The sequence below is a fragment of the Gracilimonas sp. BCB1 genome, assembly GCF_040117685.2.
Classification (GTDB): domain Bacteria; phylum Bacteroidota; class Rhodothermia; order Balneolales; family Balneolaceae; genus Gracilimonas.
Genome location: NZ_JBEDYP020000012.1, coordinates 45,739 through 62,666, shown reverse-complemented (window position 1 = coordinate 62,666; position 16,928 = coordinate 45,739). Strand labels below are relative to the sequence as shown.

General features: G+C 44.7%; 17 protein-coding genes and 1 tRNA gene. 9 read left to right on the top strand and 9 right to left on the bottom strand.

What is annotated here, in order from left to right; all coding sequences use genetic code 11:
- Positions 1-20: 20 nt before the first annotated feature.
- Positions 21-449: a type II 3-dehydroquinate dehydratase gene (gene aroQ, locus ABFW99_RS06675; protein WP_349354736.1), complete on the bottom strand. Its 429-nt coding sequence runs from the start codon at positions 447-449 to the stop codon at positions 21-23.
- Positions 446-844 carry an HIT family protein gene (locus ABFW99_RS06670; protein WP_349354735.1) on the bottom strand — a complete coding sequence of 133 codons (399 nt, stop codon included), beginning with the start codon at positions 842-844 and terminating at the stop codon, positions 446-448. The genes aroQ and ABFW99_RS06670 overlap by 4 nt, the downstream gene beginning before the upstream one ends.
- 59 nt (positions 845-903) lie before the next feature.
- Between ABFW99_RS06670 and ABFW99_RS06665 the strand changes: the two genes are divergently transcribed.
- Together ABFW99_RS06665 and ABFW99_RS06660 are read left to right on the top strand one after the other, a co-directional pair.
- Positions 904-1,401: a thioredoxin family protein gene (locus ABFW99_RS06665; RefSeq protein WP_349354734.1), complete on the top strand. Its 498-nt coding sequence runs from the start codon at positions 904-906 to the stop codon at positions 1,399-1,401.
- 60 nt (positions 1,402-1,461) lie between these two features.
- Positions 1,462-1,534, top strand: a tRNA-Lys gene (locus ABFW99_RS06660).
- 82 nt (positions 1,535-1,616) lie between these two features.
- Here the strand turns inward: ABFW99_RS06660 and ABFW99_RS06655 are convergent.
- Positions 1,617-3,542: a phospholipase D-like domain-containing protein gene (locus tag ABFW99_RS06655; protein WP_349354733.1), complete on the bottom strand. Its 1,926-nt coding sequence runs from the start codon at positions 3,540-3,542 to the stop codon at positions 1,617-1,619.
- Between the two features lie 79 nt (positions 3,543-3,621).
- On the opposite strand from ABFW99_RS06655, the gene ABFW99_RS06650 reads away from it, so the two are divergent.
- From ABFW99_RS06650 to ABFW99_RS06640, 3 genes are all read left to right on the top strand, one after another.
- A complete protein-coding gene (locus ABFW99_RS06650; RefSeq protein ID WP_349354732.1) occupies positions 3,622-3,927 on the top strand; it encodes an FtsB family cell division protein in 306 nt (101 codons plus the stop codon).
- 75 nt (positions 3,928-4,002) lie between these two features.
- A complete protein-coding gene (locus tag ABFW99_RS06645) occupies positions 4,003-4,947 on the top strand; it encodes an ROK family protein (protein ID WP_349354731.1) in 945 nt (314 codons plus the stop codon).
- Between the two features lie 11 nt (positions 4,948-4,958).
- A complete protein-coding gene (locus tag ABFW99_RS06640) occupies positions 4,959-7,631 on the top strand; it encodes a putative LPS assembly protein LptD (protein WP_349354730.1) in 2,673 nt (890 codons plus the stop codon).
- Here ABFW99_RS06640 and ABFW99_RS06635 read toward each other — a convergent pair.
- The 6 genes from ABFW99_RS06635 to ABFW99_RS06610 all read right to left on the bottom strand — a co-directional run bounded on the left by ABFW99_RS06635 (position 7,628) and on the right by ABFW99_RS06610 (position 13,831).
- The gene (locus tag ABFW99_RS06635; protein WP_349354729.1) at positions 7,628-8,233 is read right to left on the bottom strand and encodes a riboflavin synthase; all 606 of its coding nucleotides are present in this window, start codon (positions 8,231-8,233) and stop codon (positions 7,628-7,630) included. The two genes, ABFW99_RS06640 and ABFW99_RS06635, sit on opposite strands and share 4 nt — an antisense overlap.
- Before the next feature lie 4 nt (positions 8,234-8,237).
- The gene (ribD, locus tag ABFW99_RS06630; protein WP_349354728.1) at positions 8,238-9,365 is read right to left on the bottom strand and encodes a bifunctional diaminohydroxyphosphoribosylaminopyrimidine deaminase/5-amino-6-(5-phosphoribosylamino)uracil reductase RibD; all 1,128 of its coding nucleotides are present in this window, start codon (positions 9,363-9,365) and stop codon (positions 8,238-8,240) included.
- Positions 9,366-9,462: 97 nt separating this feature from the next.
- A complete protein-coding gene (locus tag ABFW99_RS06625; RefSeq protein ID WP_349354727.1) occupies positions 9,463-11,220 on the bottom strand; it encodes a SurA N-terminal domain-containing protein in 1,758 nt (585 codons plus the stop codon).
- Positions 11,221-11,374: 154 nt separating this feature from the next.
- Positions 11,375-12,298, bottom strand: a complete 924-nt coding sequence (locus tag ABFW99_RS06620; protein ID WP_349354726.1) for an MlaD family protein — start codon at positions 12,296-12,298, stop codon at positions 11,375-11,377.
- A gap of 20 nt (positions 12,299-12,318) precedes the next feature.
- Positions 12,319-13,068 carry an ABC transporter ATP-binding protein gene (locus ABFW99_RS06615; RefSeq protein ID WP_349354725.1) on the bottom strand — a complete coding sequence of 250 codons (750 nt, stop codon included), beginning with the start codon at positions 13,066-13,068 and terminating at the stop codon, positions 12,319-12,321.
- Between the two features lie 4 nt (positions 13,069-13,072).
- Entirely contained in the window at positions 13,073-13,831 is a 759-nt protein-coding gene (locus ABFW99_RS06610; RefSeq protein ID WP_349354724.1) for an MlaE family ABC transporter permease, read from the bottom strand.
- A 91-nt stretch (positions 13,832-13,922) separates the two neighbouring features.
- Between ABFW99_RS06610 and porQ the strand changes: the two genes are divergently transcribed.
- The 4 genes from porQ (at position 13,923) to ABFW99_RS06590 (ending at position 16,914) form a co-directional block, all read left to right on the top strand.
- Entirely contained in the window at positions 13,923-14,900 is a 978-nt protein-coding gene (porQ, locus tag ABFW99_RS06605) for a type IX secretion system protein PorQ (protein ID WP_349354723.1), read from the top strand.
- A gap of 177 nt (positions 14,901-15,077) precedes the next feature.
- Positions 15,078-16,259 (top strand): chorismate synthase, encoded by a 1,182-nt coding sequence (gene aroC / locus ABFW99_RS06600; protein ID WP_349355038.1) that lies wholly within the window; start codon positions 15,078-15,080, stop codon positions 16,257-16,259.
- The gene (locus ABFW99_RS06595; RefSeq protein ID WP_349354722.1) at positions 16,256-16,588 is read left to right on the top strand and encodes a tetratricopeptide repeat protein; all 333 of its coding nucleotides are present in this window, start codon (positions 16,256-16,258) and stop codon (positions 16,586-16,588) included. Before aroC ends, ABFW99_RS06595 begins: the two co-directional genes overlap by 4 nt.
- A complete protein-coding gene (locus tag ABFW99_RS06590) occupies positions 16,585-16,914 on the top strand; it encodes a LysM peptidoglycan-binding domain-containing protein (protein ID WP_349354721.1) in 330 nt (109 codons plus the stop codon). The genes ABFW99_RS06595 and ABFW99_RS06590 overlap by 4 nt, the downstream gene beginning before the upstream one ends.
- Positions 16,915-16,928 lie beyond the last annotated feature (14 nt).

Genomic DNA, 16,928 nt, shown 5'->3' with positions numbered 1-16,928 from the left:
GAAAGAAAGTATCCACGTGCTCATTCGGTTAGCTTTTCCAGAGCCTGAATACCAAGCACGTAACTGAACTTTCCAAATCCTGTGATGATGCCGTCCATGATGCCCCCGGTGACAGACTTCTCCCGAAATTCTTCGCGGGCATGAATATTGGATATATGAACTTCTACCTTGGGGATGTCCAGCGGTTCCAACGCATCACGTAAGGCAACAGAAGTGTGTGAGTAGCCCCCTGGATTAATTACTACTCCGTGCACCTCACTTTCCATGGCTTCCTGAATTTTATCAATCAGTTCTCCTTCAATGTTACTTTGGAAGAACTCCAGATGGTGTTTGGGAAACTCATCAATCAGATAGTATTCAAGGTCCTTCAGGCTTTTTGCCCCATATATGCCGGGATTTCGTTTGCCAAGCAGATTCAGGTTCGGTCCGTTTATAATCAGTATGTTCATATGCTTACTTTTTCACTAATGATTTTAGCCAATTCCATCATTCGTTCTTCACTTACTCCTACCTGCATGCCCAGGCTAAATCGTTGGGATTCTTTATAAATGGGAATCAGGTGAATATGAGCGTGGGGCACTTCCATTCCTTCAACGATAATCCCGGTTCGGATGGGCTGAAGAGCCTCGTCAATTCCTTTTGCTACTTTTTGGGCAAAGAGATTCAGTTCAGAGAGCTCCGAAGGTTCCAGGTCAAAAATATAGTCCACTTCTTTTTTGGGGATACAAAGAGTGTGGCCTTCTGCAGAAGGATTGATGTCCAAAAAAGCATAATGCTTATTATCCTCTGCTATTCTATAACTTGGAATATCCCCTTCAATAATTTTGGTGAAAATGCTTGGCATAATTGACAATGAAAGATGGTAATTTGACTGAAGATACTATCCAAAAAACAGAAATCCTTATGAACTCTGCAAGGTGGTTTGTATTTGTTGTTATGTTTTGCTTGATATGGCCTTCAGCTTTAAAGGCACAACAGCAAGATTTAACCGGCCCGGTGACAAAAGAAGAAATTCTTGCTAACGACCGTATCTACGACATTTATATAGATCGCTACAAACCGGATTCGGAGTCCACCGAGTATTTATCAGCCCATCAGGACTCTGTTCAGCTGATGGTATTTGTGGGTAGTTGGTGCCGGGAATCCAAGAAATATATTCCGGGCCTTATGAAAACTTTAGAACTTGCGAAGAATGCCAATATCGGTGTTCAATACATTGCTGTGGACCGGCAAAAAAAATTTCCCGAAGAATTTTTAAATAAGTTTGATATCAAATATATTCCCACCGTGTTGGTTTTAAAAGGCACTACGGAGGTAGGACGAATAGAAGAAAAACCACACCGACTGATCGAAACTGATTTGGTTCAGATTTTGGATACAGGCAATGAAAAAAAGGAGTAGAAAATTCATTTTTCCCTTGTACTCTAATTGATAAATGCCTTATCTTTGGAATCTACTTGAGAATCGGTAGCTCAGTTGGTAGAGCAACGGCCTTTTAAGCCGTGGGTCGAGGGTTCGAGCCCCTCCCGATTCACACAATCTTATGAGTTTTTTTAATGACTCTCTCTTGACCAGCCCCATACGATTGATCTCGGATGGGGTTTTTTTATGGGCAGCTATTCCAGCGTAATAACAGGGCGCAACTTCTGAAGCGTTTTCGGGCCGATACCCCGAATGTTTGTTATCTCATCTACGCTTTTAAAAATTCCATTCTCCAAGCGGTACTGAACAATACGTTTTGAATAAGCCGGACCAATGCCGGGCAACAGCTGCAAGGTTGCCTCATCGGCGGTGTTTATATTGATTGGATACATCACATTGGTGGGGCTTCCGGTATCTACTTCTTTAGCTCGCAGGGTTTTTGTACCTATTCTATCGGGATGTCTCCACAGGCCTTCTTCATTAACCTTTGCCATTTCCTGATATCTTCTAAATGATGCGATCGAGTCTTCATTTTGGCGGTAGTAGCTCGAGGTGGTTCCGAAGCCTTTTTCCAGAAGTATCTTGTTCAGGCTTACCGGGCCATTATCATATTGCAACTCCACATAGGCTTGAAAGGCGTTATATCTTGCTTCAGGTTCGTATCCATTATAGCCCTTAAGTCGCACCTTTCGCCCTTCCAGCAGATTTTGCAGGTAATCGGCTGCAGCACCGGAGTAATACTCAGCCGAATCCTGCCCGGCATAGATGGTTGGGATATCCACTCCAAGTAAACGAACACCATATCCAAAGCCGGGAGCTATCTCAATTTCGAAGCGGCTGCCATCAGTAACAGAAAAGACTTCATACCACTGGTCAGTATCCAAAGGTGGAGCAGGAGGAAAGGCTTCGTTCCTGGCTCGTTTCATAGCGCCCATAAAATCCTGGTAAAACTGATTGGTGATCTCATCAGAAAAAATGATAACGGTATTCTCGTCATTGTTCATTTCCGCATTCATGGAGAAATTATAAGAACCGGCAACGGTAACCCCAATGTCGGAAGAATCCGGATGTTCAGCATCAAGCAGTATTACTTTATGGTGAAGTTTGCGGAGTTCGTTGGCCGGTAAAATCATCCGGTTGCTCATTCGGGCGGAATCAATTCCCCATATCTCACCGGCACTTTGATACCGGCTGTAAAAGCTGCGGTCTATGGCCCCGCGAAGCAGAACATCTCCGGTGGATGATTGATCCCACATTTGGCGGCTGATGGGAATGTCCGGGGTGATGGCGAAAGCCAGAAAGTTGATGTCATGCTGGGCTTCTTCCCGAATCAGAGAAACCAATCGCTCGCTTACACTCGGTTTGGATCTATCCCGGTTCACCGGAGCAAAATACACTTCAACCCGCGTTCCGCCTACATCAAAAACATTCTGACCTACATTTTTTTTGTCTTTATGAAATACGGCCCGGTTAACTTCCGGGGTTTCATCGGAATCGCCCCACATATGTTCAAACTCTTCGGTATAGATTTTAGCTATGTCCGAGTCTTTTATGATGAGGGTATGATTGGTGTTATAAGCCCCGGTGAAAGTCATGTTGGTTGAGCCGGTCCATACGTAATCATCATCCGGAGATGGACTCAGGTAATCAATAACAGCAAATTTATTGTGCATATCAGAGCCGTTGTTCACCAGGTCATGATCAGTGATGGTTCCGTCAGGGTTATAGATATCGCCGTCATCATCCATAGAAAGGATGCCGCCGGTAGCAAGAATAGTCCATATTGCAAGGTCGTAATCACCGCCGTCGGTTCGGTTGTGATCGTCGGTAACCACGCGGATGCGAACTCCCCGGTTCTTGGCACGAACCAGGGCATGAGCTATGCGCGGGTGTTCAAAATCATAAATACAGAAGTCGATGCTGGTTGAGGCTGAATCGATAAGTTGCTCAAGGGTTCCGATCAGGTCTTGGTTACTGTTGCTGAGGTTATTACCTGCAGCAACGGAGTGGTCGGCGGGCATATTAAAGTACGCCTGAATCCATTCCTCACTTTGGGCATAGGTCGTGAGGGGTGAAAACATCAACGTAAAGGTTCCAATCAAAACGGTAAGCTTTTTCATAGAATACAAAACACTGGATTGTACTTAATAGCCAAATTAATGTATTTTGACATGCCAACGAAAATCTACAGGCATATTTATGAACCTACAATTTTTAAATCCATTACGCTGGAAAAAGTCCTTTCTCGCACTTTTGCTAACAGCGTTTGTAGTGGCTTGGTTTGCTTTTATTGATTCGTACAGCCTGAAGACAAGGTGGGATTTATACTCCGAAAAGCAAGAGCTCAAAGAACGAACAGCTGAGCTGAACGAGCGATCCGAAGAGCTTAAAATCAAAATTGAAAATTTGGATAAAGATCCTGCCCTCCTCGAAAAAATTGCCCGGGAAGAATATGGGATGAGAAAGCCCGGAGAAACGGTCTATAAAGTGAAACGTGAAAAATAGTACCGTTTGGCTTAGGATAGTCAGCCCATTATCTTCTCAAAAATACCGGAACCGTAAGATTCTAAATGTAATTGAATGAAAGCCATTGGTGTTGATCTTGGTGGTACCAACATTAAAGCCGCCGTTGTTGATGATGAAAAAGGAATTGTAGAACAGGTAACCACCCCAACTCAGGCAAAGCTCGGAAAAGATCACATCCTGAATCGCATTGCAGAAACTATTGGGGATCTGAACAGGAAGTATGAAATTATCGGGATTGGATTGGGTTTACCCGGAATGGTTTCAAAAGATCAGACAACGGTTAAACACCCGCCAAATTTACCCGGATGGACGGTCGTAAAAGCCGCTGAAGAAATCACTCAAAGAACCGGTATCCCCTGCAAAATTGAGAATGATGCCAACATAGCTGCAATTGGCTCTTTACACTTTGGTGTTGGCAGAAATTTTGACAGTTTCATCATGATCACTCTTGGAACAGGGGTGGGTGGTGGAATTATTATCGACCGGAATATTTATAAGGGCACGCAAGGAATGGCCGGTGAGCTTGGCCATGTGATCATCGATTATCATGGTCCGCTATCGAACAGTGTTACCCGTGGCACTGTTGAAGCCTACCTGGGTCAGCGCTTTCTTAGCCGGTTTGCCACCGATTTGATCACTCAAAACCCTTCTAATGAGCTCTATGAAAAATTCTCCAACGATTTCGAAAAACTGGAACCGATAGACCTGACCAATGCCGCAAAAGAAGGCAATGAATTGGCGATAGAGATATTAGCCAAAAGCGGTCAGCGGTTGGGTTATGCCGTCATCAACTACGTACATATGATGGATATTCGTAAAATCGTGGTGAGCGGCGGCGTATCCAAAGCGGGTGATTTTCTGTTTGAGCCTGCCAGAGATATTGTACGAAAACACATGATGGAGCCGTTCAAAGAAGGATTTGAGCTGGTTTATGAAGATCTTGGTAACGATAGTGCGTTATTAGGGGCTGCAGGACTGGCTTTCGACTCTTTTTCCTAATCAAAAAACTCATGTTTACCGTCAGAAAGACACATATAGGCAGATATACGGCGGGTATTTGCCTGGTTTTTTTAATGACGGCACCTCTCGTTGCCCAGCAGACAGATACAACATCAACGGCTACGGACACCTCGCAGGTACAGCCGCCTTCCACGTCTCCGGGGGGAAGTGATCCCGTCCCTGATGATGCTGTTAAGTTTCAATCGTCCGATTCGCTCATCATTGATTTTTCTAAAGGTAAGAAGGCTTTTCTGTTTGGTTCCGCTCAGGTAAAGCACCCATCCGGGGAGCTAAATGCAGGCGAGATTAATATGGATATTGAGAAATCAACAGTTGAAGCTACAACCACAACACCTGAAGATACACTCTCCCGGCCTGTACTTATTCGTGATTCAGATGAAATTAAAAGCACCCGAATTCTATTCAACTACAAAACCAAAAAAGGAAAGTTTGAAGCCGCTCAGGTGCAGGTCTCGGAAGGACATTTAATAGGTTCCAAGATCAAAAATGTAAGTGAAAGCGAGGTTTTTATAGAAGATGGGATTTATTCAACCTGTCCACCTGAGTACCTGTACTATTATATCAAAGCCAAGAAAATGAAAGTGGTTGACCAGGATGAGCTGTTTTTTAGTAATGCCCGCCTGTATATCCTCGATATTCCATACCCCTTAATTTTCCCATTTGGTTATGTGCCTACCGATATTGAGAAGAAGAGGTCAGGATTGTTAACACCTACTTATGCTTTTCAAAATCAAAACAACCGTGGGCTGGGACTTCAGAACGTAGGGTGGTTTCAGTATTTCAATGATTACCTGACCGGGCAGGTGGACGGGGATATTTACACCTCAGGCACTTTTTACCTGAATGGCCGGATGCAGTACCGGAAAACCAACTGGTACAACGGATCATTAGATATCGGATACTCCAAAGACCGGGGGTTGGAGCCCACAGATCCTGATTTCGAACAACGGGTGCAAAAATCGATTGGCATTCAGCATAACCAAACTATTTCTCCATATGCATCGGTGTCTGCTAATGTTAATCTTCGAACCGAAGATTACCTGAGAAGAAACTCCTACGATATTAACGACCGGGCTGAGACGAACTCAAGGTCCACAATGGCGTACAATTACAAGCACCCGGAGAACCTGTTTACCTTTAGTACCAACGCTCAGCTGAATCAGAACTTTAGCAACTACTCAACCCAGTTAAGCGGTCCAACTGCCAACTTCCGGCTGAAGACAATTTCTCCTTTTCAGAATGTATCCTCGGGGAGCGGACAGCAACGCTGGTATGAAACGATCAACATCAGTTATGATAACACACTCAGGTCCCGCTTCAACTATAATCCCATAGATGCGGATAGTGCGGATGTTACATTCTTCGAAGCCCTCACTGACAGGGAGCTGTATGAAGAGGCAACCGGCAATCAAAATTATATTCAGGCCGGATTTCAGCAGTCGGCAAGTATACAAATCGGGCAGCTTATTCCCAGCCAATTTTTAAATATTTCTGCCGGTATAAGCGGAAACGAGTACTGGTATACTTCCTCTATTCGAAAATCTTTTAATGCCGACTCCAACCAAGTGGAAACGGATAAAGTGTATGGATTCGAAGCAGCGCGCGATTTCAGCACAAATCTGAATTTTAGTACTACCGTCTATGGAATATCCAACATGCAGATTGGGAACCTGCAGGGATTCAGGCACACTGCTCGTCCAACTATAGGATTTAGCTATCGACCTGACTTCAGTGATGATAGATGGGGGTATTACCGAACGGTGCAAACTGACAGCCTGGGCAATACTCAGCAGTACTCGATCTTTGAGGACGAAATTTTTTCAGGTCCGGGGCGTGGCGAACAGCGCTCAATCAACTTTTCTCTGCGGAATGTATTTGAAACAAAAATAGTAAAGCGTGACAGCACCGGTGAAGTTTCCGAAAAAAACCTGCGCTTTATTGATAACCTCTCGTTGAGCACTTCCTACAATTTTGCGGCCGACAGTTTAAATCTAAGTCCGCTTAGCACATCCATCAGCTCCAATGCCATTTCTGGACTGAACTTAAGTGCCAATGCCAGTTTTTCATTTTATCAGACAGATTCATTGGGCCGAGAGATTGACCGGTACTATATTGAAGACGGTGATAAGCTGGCTCAGCTCCAATCATTTTCATTGAGTGCGAGTACCTCTTTCCGCGGAGGGAATGGAGTTGAGGTTTATACTCCGGAATATCGCCGCAGGTATGACCCCTATAACCAGTCTATCTTTCACCCCGTAGATTCCCGTTTCGGGCTGGAGCCTGTTCCGGATTTTCGTTCGCCCTGGAGTGTATCACTGAATTTCAGTTACAGCTGGAATTATCGTTTTAATCAAAGTCCGCGGAAAAGAGCAACTATACGTGCCAGCAGTATATCATTCAACTTAACGCCGAAATGGAAATTCAATACTAACGTAGGTTATGACTTTATTGCAAAGGAGTTTACGCCCTCCCAGTTTTCACTTACCCGAAACCTGGAGTGTTGGAACTTGTCCTTTCAAATCAATCCATTTGGAGAATTTCAGTACTACTTCTTCCGGTTGAGTGTAAACAGCTCGCAGATACAAAGCCTGTTTCAGAAGCTTCCGGTGCTTAAGAACCTGGAGAGAAGTTCGAGCCCTACCGGCGCAGGATATGGACGTTAAAGAGAATCACGGCCTATTTTTGCCAGATATTTAACCACGTATTTCCCGATCACATCAAATTCAAGGTTTACAGCATCACCAACGGTTTTATCTTTAAGATTGGTATGCTCCCAGGTATAAGGGATAATGGCGACAGTGAAGGTGTTGTCCGATTCACGGGCAACGGTGAGGCTGATGCCTTCCATGGTGATGCTGCCTCGTCCAACAATCATATCTGTGAACTCATCGGGGTATTCAACGGAGATTAACCAGCCGGTTTCTTCTTTTTCAATTTCAGTGATAGTGCCGGTGGTGTCTACATGGCCTTGTACCAAGTGACCTTCAATGCCTTTCTGAAGAGTAAGCGAACGCTCCAGGTTTACCGGGCTGCCAGTGACCAGTTCACCGGTTGAGGTTTTACGGAGTGTTTCTTCTACAGCCTGAACCGTGAAAGTTTCCTTATCAAAAGCCGTGACGGTGAGGCAGACTCCGTTCACAGCGATGCTTTCATCCTCATGGCAGGTGCCGGCAAAAGAGCAGGCAATTTTTAATTCTTTGCCACCGCCATTGAGAGATTTGACGTCAGCAACTTTTCCAACTTCTTGTACAATTCCGGTAAACATGATTTTAAAAATATCCGGTTAATAACATATCATCACCGACCTGTGTCCAGGTGACATCCTTAAGTTCGGCAATTTCTTTCATTTTGTTGATGCCGATGTTGATAAGCGATCGGGTTCCGGCACCTAACAACTTTGGAGCTATAAAAAGTTCGAGTTTATCTACTAACCCCTGCCGGATTAAGGCAGAAGATAGCTGCTGCCCGCCTTCCACTAAAACCGAAGTGATTCCATTTTCACCCAATAACTTAAACGATTGTCGTAAATCTACGTGTCCGTCAACCCTGGAAACCTGCAGCACTTCTCCCCGAAAGTAATTTTGCTGCATAACCTTCAACATAGGATCGGCATCGGTGGCGGAGGCTTCTTTATTCCAGGTGATGATGGTGGTTTTTTCTTCAAATTTATCCGAAAAAAGATTCAGTTCTTTGGGTAGCTCATAAGGTCCGTCAATCACAATGCGTTTGGGCTGTCGCCCGGAAACATGACGAACCGTTAAACTTGGGTTATCGACCATGGCGGTTGTTCTTCCTACCAAAACAGCATCATATTCAGAACGCCATTTATGAACCAGTTTCCGGGATTGGTCGCCGGTAATCCATTGCGATTCTCCGTCGGCAGCAGCAATATATCCATCGGCGGTCTGGGCTACTTTCAGCGTGATAAAAGGCCGCCCGAAAGTTTGATGGTGGATAAAAAACTCATTCAGTTTTTCTGCCTCCTTTTTAAGCACGCCTGTTTCAACTTCAATTCCATTATTTCGGAGATGCAGCATTCCTTTTCCGTCCACCTCAGGATTAGGATCCTTCATGGCAATCACTACTTTATTAATCGGTAGATTTGCCAGCATCGGGGCGCAGGGTGGAGTTTTTCCTTTATGAGAGCATGGTTCAAGGGTTACGTAAAACGTGGCGCCTTTAAGCTGTTTCTTATCCTTAACCGACTCCACCGCGTTTACTTCTGCATGAGCCTCGCCAAATTTTTTATGATAGCCCTGGCCGATAAGTTTCCCCTCCGATGATACAATCACGCATCCCACCAAGGGATTTGGAGCAACATGCCCTTTACCCTGCTTGGCTAAATCCAGGGCGTGCTGCATCCAGTATTCATTGCTATGTGGAGCTTGTTCGGGCATGTGGAAATGTAACGGATTTAAGGGAATCGAATGTGGGCTAAACAAAAAAGGGTGAGAAGAAACTTCTCACCCCAAAAAATTAAAATGTGATTAAGAACTATTGCTGAAGCAATCGGTCTCGGTTGTCCACGATGTTAGCGGCTTCGCGAAGTTGCTCTAACCAAATAGAGGTGAACTCTTGTGTTTTTTGCTGCTCCAGACGCTGGCGAATAGTTTGTCGCTGGTCGGGAGTTAAGTTGGCTAAATCAGCTTCCATTTTGCTGATCAACTCAACCACAAAAGCGGCACTATTTCCGGCAATAACTCCGGAAGTTTGGCCTTCATCGAGTGCAAAAATAGCACCTACCACACGGGGCTCTCTGCCGGCTCCGGGAAGCACAGTTGCACTCGCGCGGAGGTTGTCTTCGTTAAGAATCTCTTTTTCAGTGCTTTCCGCTAACGCAGAAAGTGTCTGGTTCTGAGCCAAAAGATCTTTCACCTTATCGACGGTGAGTTCTTTACGTCGTTCAACTTTAACCAGGGTTTCTACCTGTGACTTAACTTCATCAAAAGGACGATAGCCTTCGGGGGTGATCTCTTCAACCTGAATCACCACAAAGTCAGAACTCAGTTCAATAGTGTTGGAAATATCTCCTTCATCAGCAGATTCCAGGAAATTCATAATTTGTTTACTGCTTCCAAGTCCGGAAATGAAATCATTTCCTTTGGTAGCAAATGCTTCCTTCATTTCCAGTCCACGAGTTTCAGCTTCTTCATCAAAAGAGCTTTCTTCGGAAGCGAAGAACTCAAAATCGGCAGCTGCCTCGTTCGCTTCATCAATGGTGGATGGCAAGGCCTGAATGTTATAGCTCATGATTTGAAACTTAACTTCATTACCCTGTTCCGCTGTTTTCTTAAGAATGGCAGCCTGGTTAGAAGTCAGGATTACATCAGACACTTCTCCAACTTCAAGATCAAGAACAGGAGTATACTCTTCCCGTATGTCATCTTCAGACACAAAAGCATTTCTGTATTGAGTAGAAGAACCCTGGCGAGCTAAGAACAGAGAATCATTATCGGTATCCGCAAAAGGAGTTTTCAGCTCACGAATATCTTCCATAATCTGGGTTGTATCGCTTGCCGTTGGCAGCTTGCTGAAGGTAACGTACTGAATACGGTAGCTTTCGTCGCGGCTATAGCGTTCTCTGTTTTTGTTGTAATAATCGCGGAGCTCGGAATCAGAAATATCCAGTTGTTGTTCGGTTACTTCACTGTATGGAAAACGAATGTAGTTTACGTTAGCCGTACTGTTATTCTTAACAAACTCTCTTTCAACTTCTGCTTCGGTTACCTGAAGTCCGGCTGAGATATAATTGTTCAGCTTTTGCTGACGGCGCTGTTCCCGGAGTTGCATTTCCAAGGCAACGGCCTGCTGGGTGAATTCGCTGGAAGAAAGAACCTGTTGAACGGCTGCGCGGTCAATGGTGCCGTCCTCACGAGTAAAGTTTTGACGAATTACCGGGGCAGGATTCTCTCCATATACCATATCCAGCACTTCCTGGTCTGAAACGGTGATGCCCAGGTCGTCCATTTTTTGGCGTAGCAGGCGGGAGTTCACCAGCTCATTCCAGGCCTGAGTTTCGTAATAAGCACGCATTTCCGGAGTGAGCGAATTTCCGGTTTGCTGGCTGTAAGCATTAGAATAATATTGGATACGGCTTTGATATTCTTCATTGGAGATCTTATCACCATTCACACTACCTAATGAACTTGGTCCGGCCTGCATGGCTTCAAAAAAGTTTACGTCAGACAAAACCCACAGAAGGCCAAAAGATCCAATCAGCACCCACAAGATGACACCGGTGCTGTTTCTCATTTTTTCCATTACACCCATAAAAGGTTACCTCTAAAAAACATTAATTAAATTGCGATTTGATTACTGCAGGTGTCTTTTTAACCTCTGGCAGTAAGCTTGGAAATATAAGTGAATACCCAAGGAATTGAAAGCAAATTCAACAATAAGGTTGGGGTTAAAATACCTCAATAAGTCTCATATGCTTCAAATATTTTCCGGGTTCATCATTCATATTTTTGATCAGCCGGTTTAAATTAAAAGACAGGCTATCTACATTATTGTATAGAGAAGGATCATTGACCATTTTTCCGAGGGTTCCTTCTCCGTTATTAATCTTGGTCAGCACCTCATTCAGGGTAAGATTAGTCTCATTTAAACCGGAGCTCAGCGCTTCCAGTTCAGTACTGGTAGCTTCCAGGTTGGTGATGAGTGAGTTCAGCTTTTCTTTGTTTTCAGAGCTGAGGTCATCCATGTTTTGCATGGTTTGCTTAGCTGAAGTTATCATAGCATCCAGGTCCGATTGTTTTTTGCTGATCAGCTCGTTCAATGAGCCTGTGCTGGATTTCAGGTTTTGGATGATACCGGTAATATTCTCTTTATTTTCATCATCCAGTGTTTCGTTGAGGCTGGTTACCAGCTTCTCAACTCCACGGATAGAGCCGGAGATATCATTACTGAGTTTTTCCCCTTCTTCGGCAAAAGTATCCATCATGCCCTGCTCAAACACTCCTTTTATAGACCCCTGATGCGGAACCATTTCGGTGGAGTCGGCTTTTTGAATTTCAATGAATTTCCCCCCAAGCACCCCGCTGGATTTAAGTACGGCAATAGAACCTTTGGGTATTTGATACCCTTCTTCAATGTTCATGGTTACCAGGGTGGAGTCCGAAATCAGCAGCTCCATTTCTTTTACACTTCCGATTTTGAAGCCTTTCACGTTCACTACATTTCCGGGGATGAGTCCATAAACCTGATCAAATTTAGTGTATATGGTTGTTGAAGTGCGAAACAGGGGGATGTCTTTCATTACCCGGTATCCGATAAAGGCTACAATAATAGCCACCACTACCGTAATCCCTATTTTAAGTTCGTTGGACACTTTTGCCAAAACAAGTTCTCCTATGCAGTTTTTTTAGTTATTTGATATTCACTTGCCGATATGAAATCAATCAAATTTTTATTGTCGCTGTGTTTCATGTCTTCCGTTTTACCGAACCAACTTAGTTTTTGTTCGTCCAGGAAGGCCACTTTTTCTGCCACTTCCAGCACGCTGTGCATATCATGAGTGATGACAATGGAGGTGATGTCCAGGCTGTCGGCCATGGTATTAATCAGCTCGTTAATTTCTTCGGATGTGCGCGGGTCGAGCCCGGAAGTGGGCTCATCATACAGCAGATAATCCGGTTTCAGGATAATAGCACGGGCCAGGCCCACACGTTTTCTCATCCCCCCGGAAAGTTCTGAGGTCGATTTTTCCCCGGCATGTTCCAGGTTCACCATTCCGAGTGCTTCCATTACATTATGCTCAATCTCTTCATCGGTTTGTTCTGTAAAGTAGCGCAGGGGGAATGCCACGTTTTCATAGGTGCTTATCGAGTCGAATAAAGCACCTCCCTGAAACAGAATCCCAAAACGCTGACGGACTTTTCTGAGCTGAGAATAACTTAGTTCAAATACACATTTGCCATCAATCAGCACCTCACCTTGGTCGGGGTACAAAAGAGCATTCAGGTGCTTTAGTAATACCGATTTTCCACAACCGGACTTTCCGATCACAGCTGTGGTTTCTCCATCCTCGATTGTAAAGGAAACGTCACTCCACACGAGGTTATCACCAAAGCTTTTAGTAAGATTTTTAATCTCAATCATGATCTTAAAGTAATATTGCGGCTAAGGCAAAATCGGCCAGCAGAACAAAGATACAACTTAAAACCGTTGCTTGTGTAGTTGCGGTTCCCACGCCTTCGGCTCCGCCAAAAGCAAAATATCCTTTAAAGCAGGAAATGGATGTAATCACAAAGCCAAAAACAACCGACTTCAAAAGCCCGAAAATAATATCCGATTCAAAAAAGAAAGCGCGGGCACCTTCCATAAACTCTGCAGCGGGTAGAATGCCATCCAGTGCTCCGGCGGTAACACCCCCTATAATTCCAAAAACGGCGGCCGTAACATAAAGAACGGGAAACATCAGCAGCCCGGCTAAAATGCGTGGCACCACTAAAAAGGAGACGGAATTAAAGCCCATCGATTCCAGAGCATCTATCTGCTCACTTACCCGCATGGTTCCCAACTCTGTGGAAATTCGGGCACCTACCTTTCCGGCCAAAACAAGTGCACTGATTACGGCCGCCAGTTCAATAACGATAGACTGGGCTACAATAGAGCCAATGATAGAGCTTGGGTAAATATCTGTGTCCAGCTGGTAAGCAGTTTGAAGGGTAAGTACAGCCCCGGTAAAAATGCCCACCAAAAAGATGATAGGGATAGACTCATAGCCGACCTTCACAAATTCCTGGAACAGGTTGTTGCGATAAGTACTAAACTCGGTGGATGAACGTAATGCCTGATATAAAAGCTTTGCGTACTGGCCAAATTGTTTTAAACCGGCCGCGCCTGGAAAGTTGGTAATCATTTCTTAATCAATAATCTTGACGTATTGCCGAAGCATTTGATTATATTACAAAAGATTTTTGCCAATTGTGATTTATATATAGTTAAATACCTTGCGATTACTGTTAACCATATTGTTGTTTTTTGTTGGTGCCCAATGTACGGTGGCACAGTCAAATACATCAAGTGTATTTCGTTTTTTAGATGTTACTCCAACCGCCCGAACAGCGGCTCTTGGAGGAAATCACGTTGGATTATTTAATGCAGACTTCAGCCTTATACATGTAAATCCGGCATATCTGAATAGCGGAGCATCAGGTTCAGTATCAGTGTCTTATCTCAACTTTTTTGCCGATGCAAATATGGGGTTTACAAGTGGAGCTTATGAGTTTGAAAACATCGGGACGATAGCGGCAGGGATTAGATTTGTTGGCTACGGCGAATTTGACCGGCTTGATGAAGATGGGAATGATCTCGGTAATTTCAACGCCAATGATATATCCCTAACCGGAGCTTATAGTCTTCCCCTATCAAAAAAAATCACCGCCGGCGCGGGCATCGATTTTATTCACTCTTCTTACGCTTCCTATAAATCAAGTGCTTTGGCATTTTCAGGAGGGTTGTTCTATCAGGATACAGCCAGTCATTTTAGTGCAGGGGTTTCAATTCGGAATTTAGGAGGACAGATAACCACTTATGCTGATGATCGCGAGCCTTTACCACTTGATGTGTCGGTGGGTTTCACCAAAAAACCGGAAGCCTTTCCGTTTCAGCTTAGCCTCACCCTAAACAAACTGAATGATTGGGATTTACGTGTATTTGGAGAAACCGAGCAGCCTTCATTTGTCGATAATGTATTTCGTCACATAATTTTTGGCGGTGAAACCTACTTTGGGGAGAACGTAACCGTGCGGTTAGGCTACGATCATTATTTACACGAGCAAACACAAACCGGGCAAGATTTTGACCTGGCCGGGATCGCATTCGGAGTGGGAATTAATATCAAATCGGTTGTCGTTGACCTGAGCCGGAGTTCGTATTCCCGTCTGGGTGGTATCACTCGCCTTAGTTTGAAGACTGATTTAGATTAGGTGAATCATGAAAAAACCGTCGAAAAAACTTAATTAAGGGGCAGATTCTCTTATAAATTCGGTTGATTCTATGATTATCTTAAGTGCCCGGATAAAATTCAGGACGGAAGTTTGTAAGGATAATCGCACACTTTCGGAACGAGCAAAACAAATTCAATAGATTTAATAAAACGAATGATCAGATACATTACAGCCGGAGAATCACACGGCCCGTCTCTAACGGGAATTGTAGAAGGTGTTCCGGCAGGATTACCCCTTACCGAAGAAGAAATTGCCACCCACCTTGTACGCAGGCAACAGGGATATGGGCGCGGCGGACGAATGGCCTTTGAAAAAGACTTTGCTACCATCAGTTCCGGGCTGCGGTTTGGAAAAACCATGGGTGGCCCTATAGCCATGAGCATGCCAAACCGGGCTTTTGAAAAAGATGATGCCGGCTGGCCAACCGTAATGAACAAGAAGGAAGAGGCTGAAGGAATTGAGAAAATAACCCTTCCTCGCCCCGGACATGCCGATTTGGTAGGAGCGCAGAAATATAAATTTGACGACATCCGCCCGGTCATAGAGCGGTCGAGTGCTCGTGAAACAGCCATGCGTGTTGCTTGCTGTAGTATTGCCCGCAAGTTTTTAAAGCATTTCGGAATCGAGATTGGCGGCCATGTGTTAAGGATCGGTTCTGTGGGGTTTGAAAGTTGGAATGAAGTGAGAGCTATTGCTGACCCGCTGGCAGAAAAAGGAGCCGAAGCCATTTACAAAGCGGCCGATGAGTCGGATGTGCGCTGCCTGGATGAAGAGTTATCCGAACAAATGAGAGAAGAGATTAAAGTTCGCCGAAAACAAGGATCATCTCTCGGAGGCATCTATGAAATTGTGATCACAGGCCTGCCGGTTGGCTTAGGCAGCTATGTGCATTGGGACCGAAAGCTGGATGGGCAGCTCGCACAGGCAATTATGTCAACTCAGGCGATGAAGGGTGTGGAAATCGGGCTTGGGTTTGAAGCCGGCCATCGCCCCGGTCATGAAGTTCATGATGAAATTACGTATGAAAATAACAGCTTTGGTCGCCGCACCAATCGTATGGGCGGTATCGAGGGTGGCATGAGTACAGGAATGCCGATTATTCTTCGAGGAGTGATGAAGCCCATTCCCACCATGCTGAACCCGCTGAGTACAGTGGACATGAAAACCAAGGAAGAAACGGAGACCCGGTACGAGCGTTCGGATGTTTGTGCGCTGCCCAGAGCGGTAGTGGTTGCCGAGAGCGTACTTGCCCCGGTGCTGGCTAATGCTTTCCTGGAGAAGTTTGGCGGCGATTCCATAGAAGACATCGAAGCAAATATAAAGGCTGCTGCACAATGAGTTCACGAATTTCCACGTTGGCAAAAAAAGTAAAAGATCATCCTGATGACTCTTTCTACAAGTTTGCCCTGGCATTGGAAATGTTGAAGATTGATGAGACTTCAAAAGCCCGGGTCTTGTTTGAGGCCATTAGAAACAGCGACCCGAATTATGTAGGTGTGTATTATCATCTCGCAAAGTTATATGAAGCTCTGGGCGAGAACAAAAAAGCGTTCGACACCTATAAAGAGGGTATCAAAGTAGCCGAAGCTCAAAACGATAATCATACAAAATCTGAGCTGTCCGGGGCATTGTTGAATCTTGAAATCGAAATAGACGAACAGTCATGAAGAACACATCAGCTTTTCTGAAAAAATTATCTACACTATTTGTGGTGATGCTATTTGCCAGTACTTCCTTACTTGCGCAAGATCGTGCCACCTATCAGGTGAAGCAAGGCGATACCCTCTATGGTATTTCAAAAAAGCTGAACGTAACCATTGCCGAACTTAAGCAGTGGAATGAGCTTTCTGGAAATGAGATTGAGCTCGGACAAGAGTTGACTTATTTCATCCGGAATGGCGAGGAAGCTCAAGCCGAGCCCCCGCTGAAGAAGAAAACTCTGACCCGCTGGTTAATCAGACCTCTGAGTCACAGAACGTATTTTACATTGTGAAAAGCGGCGATACT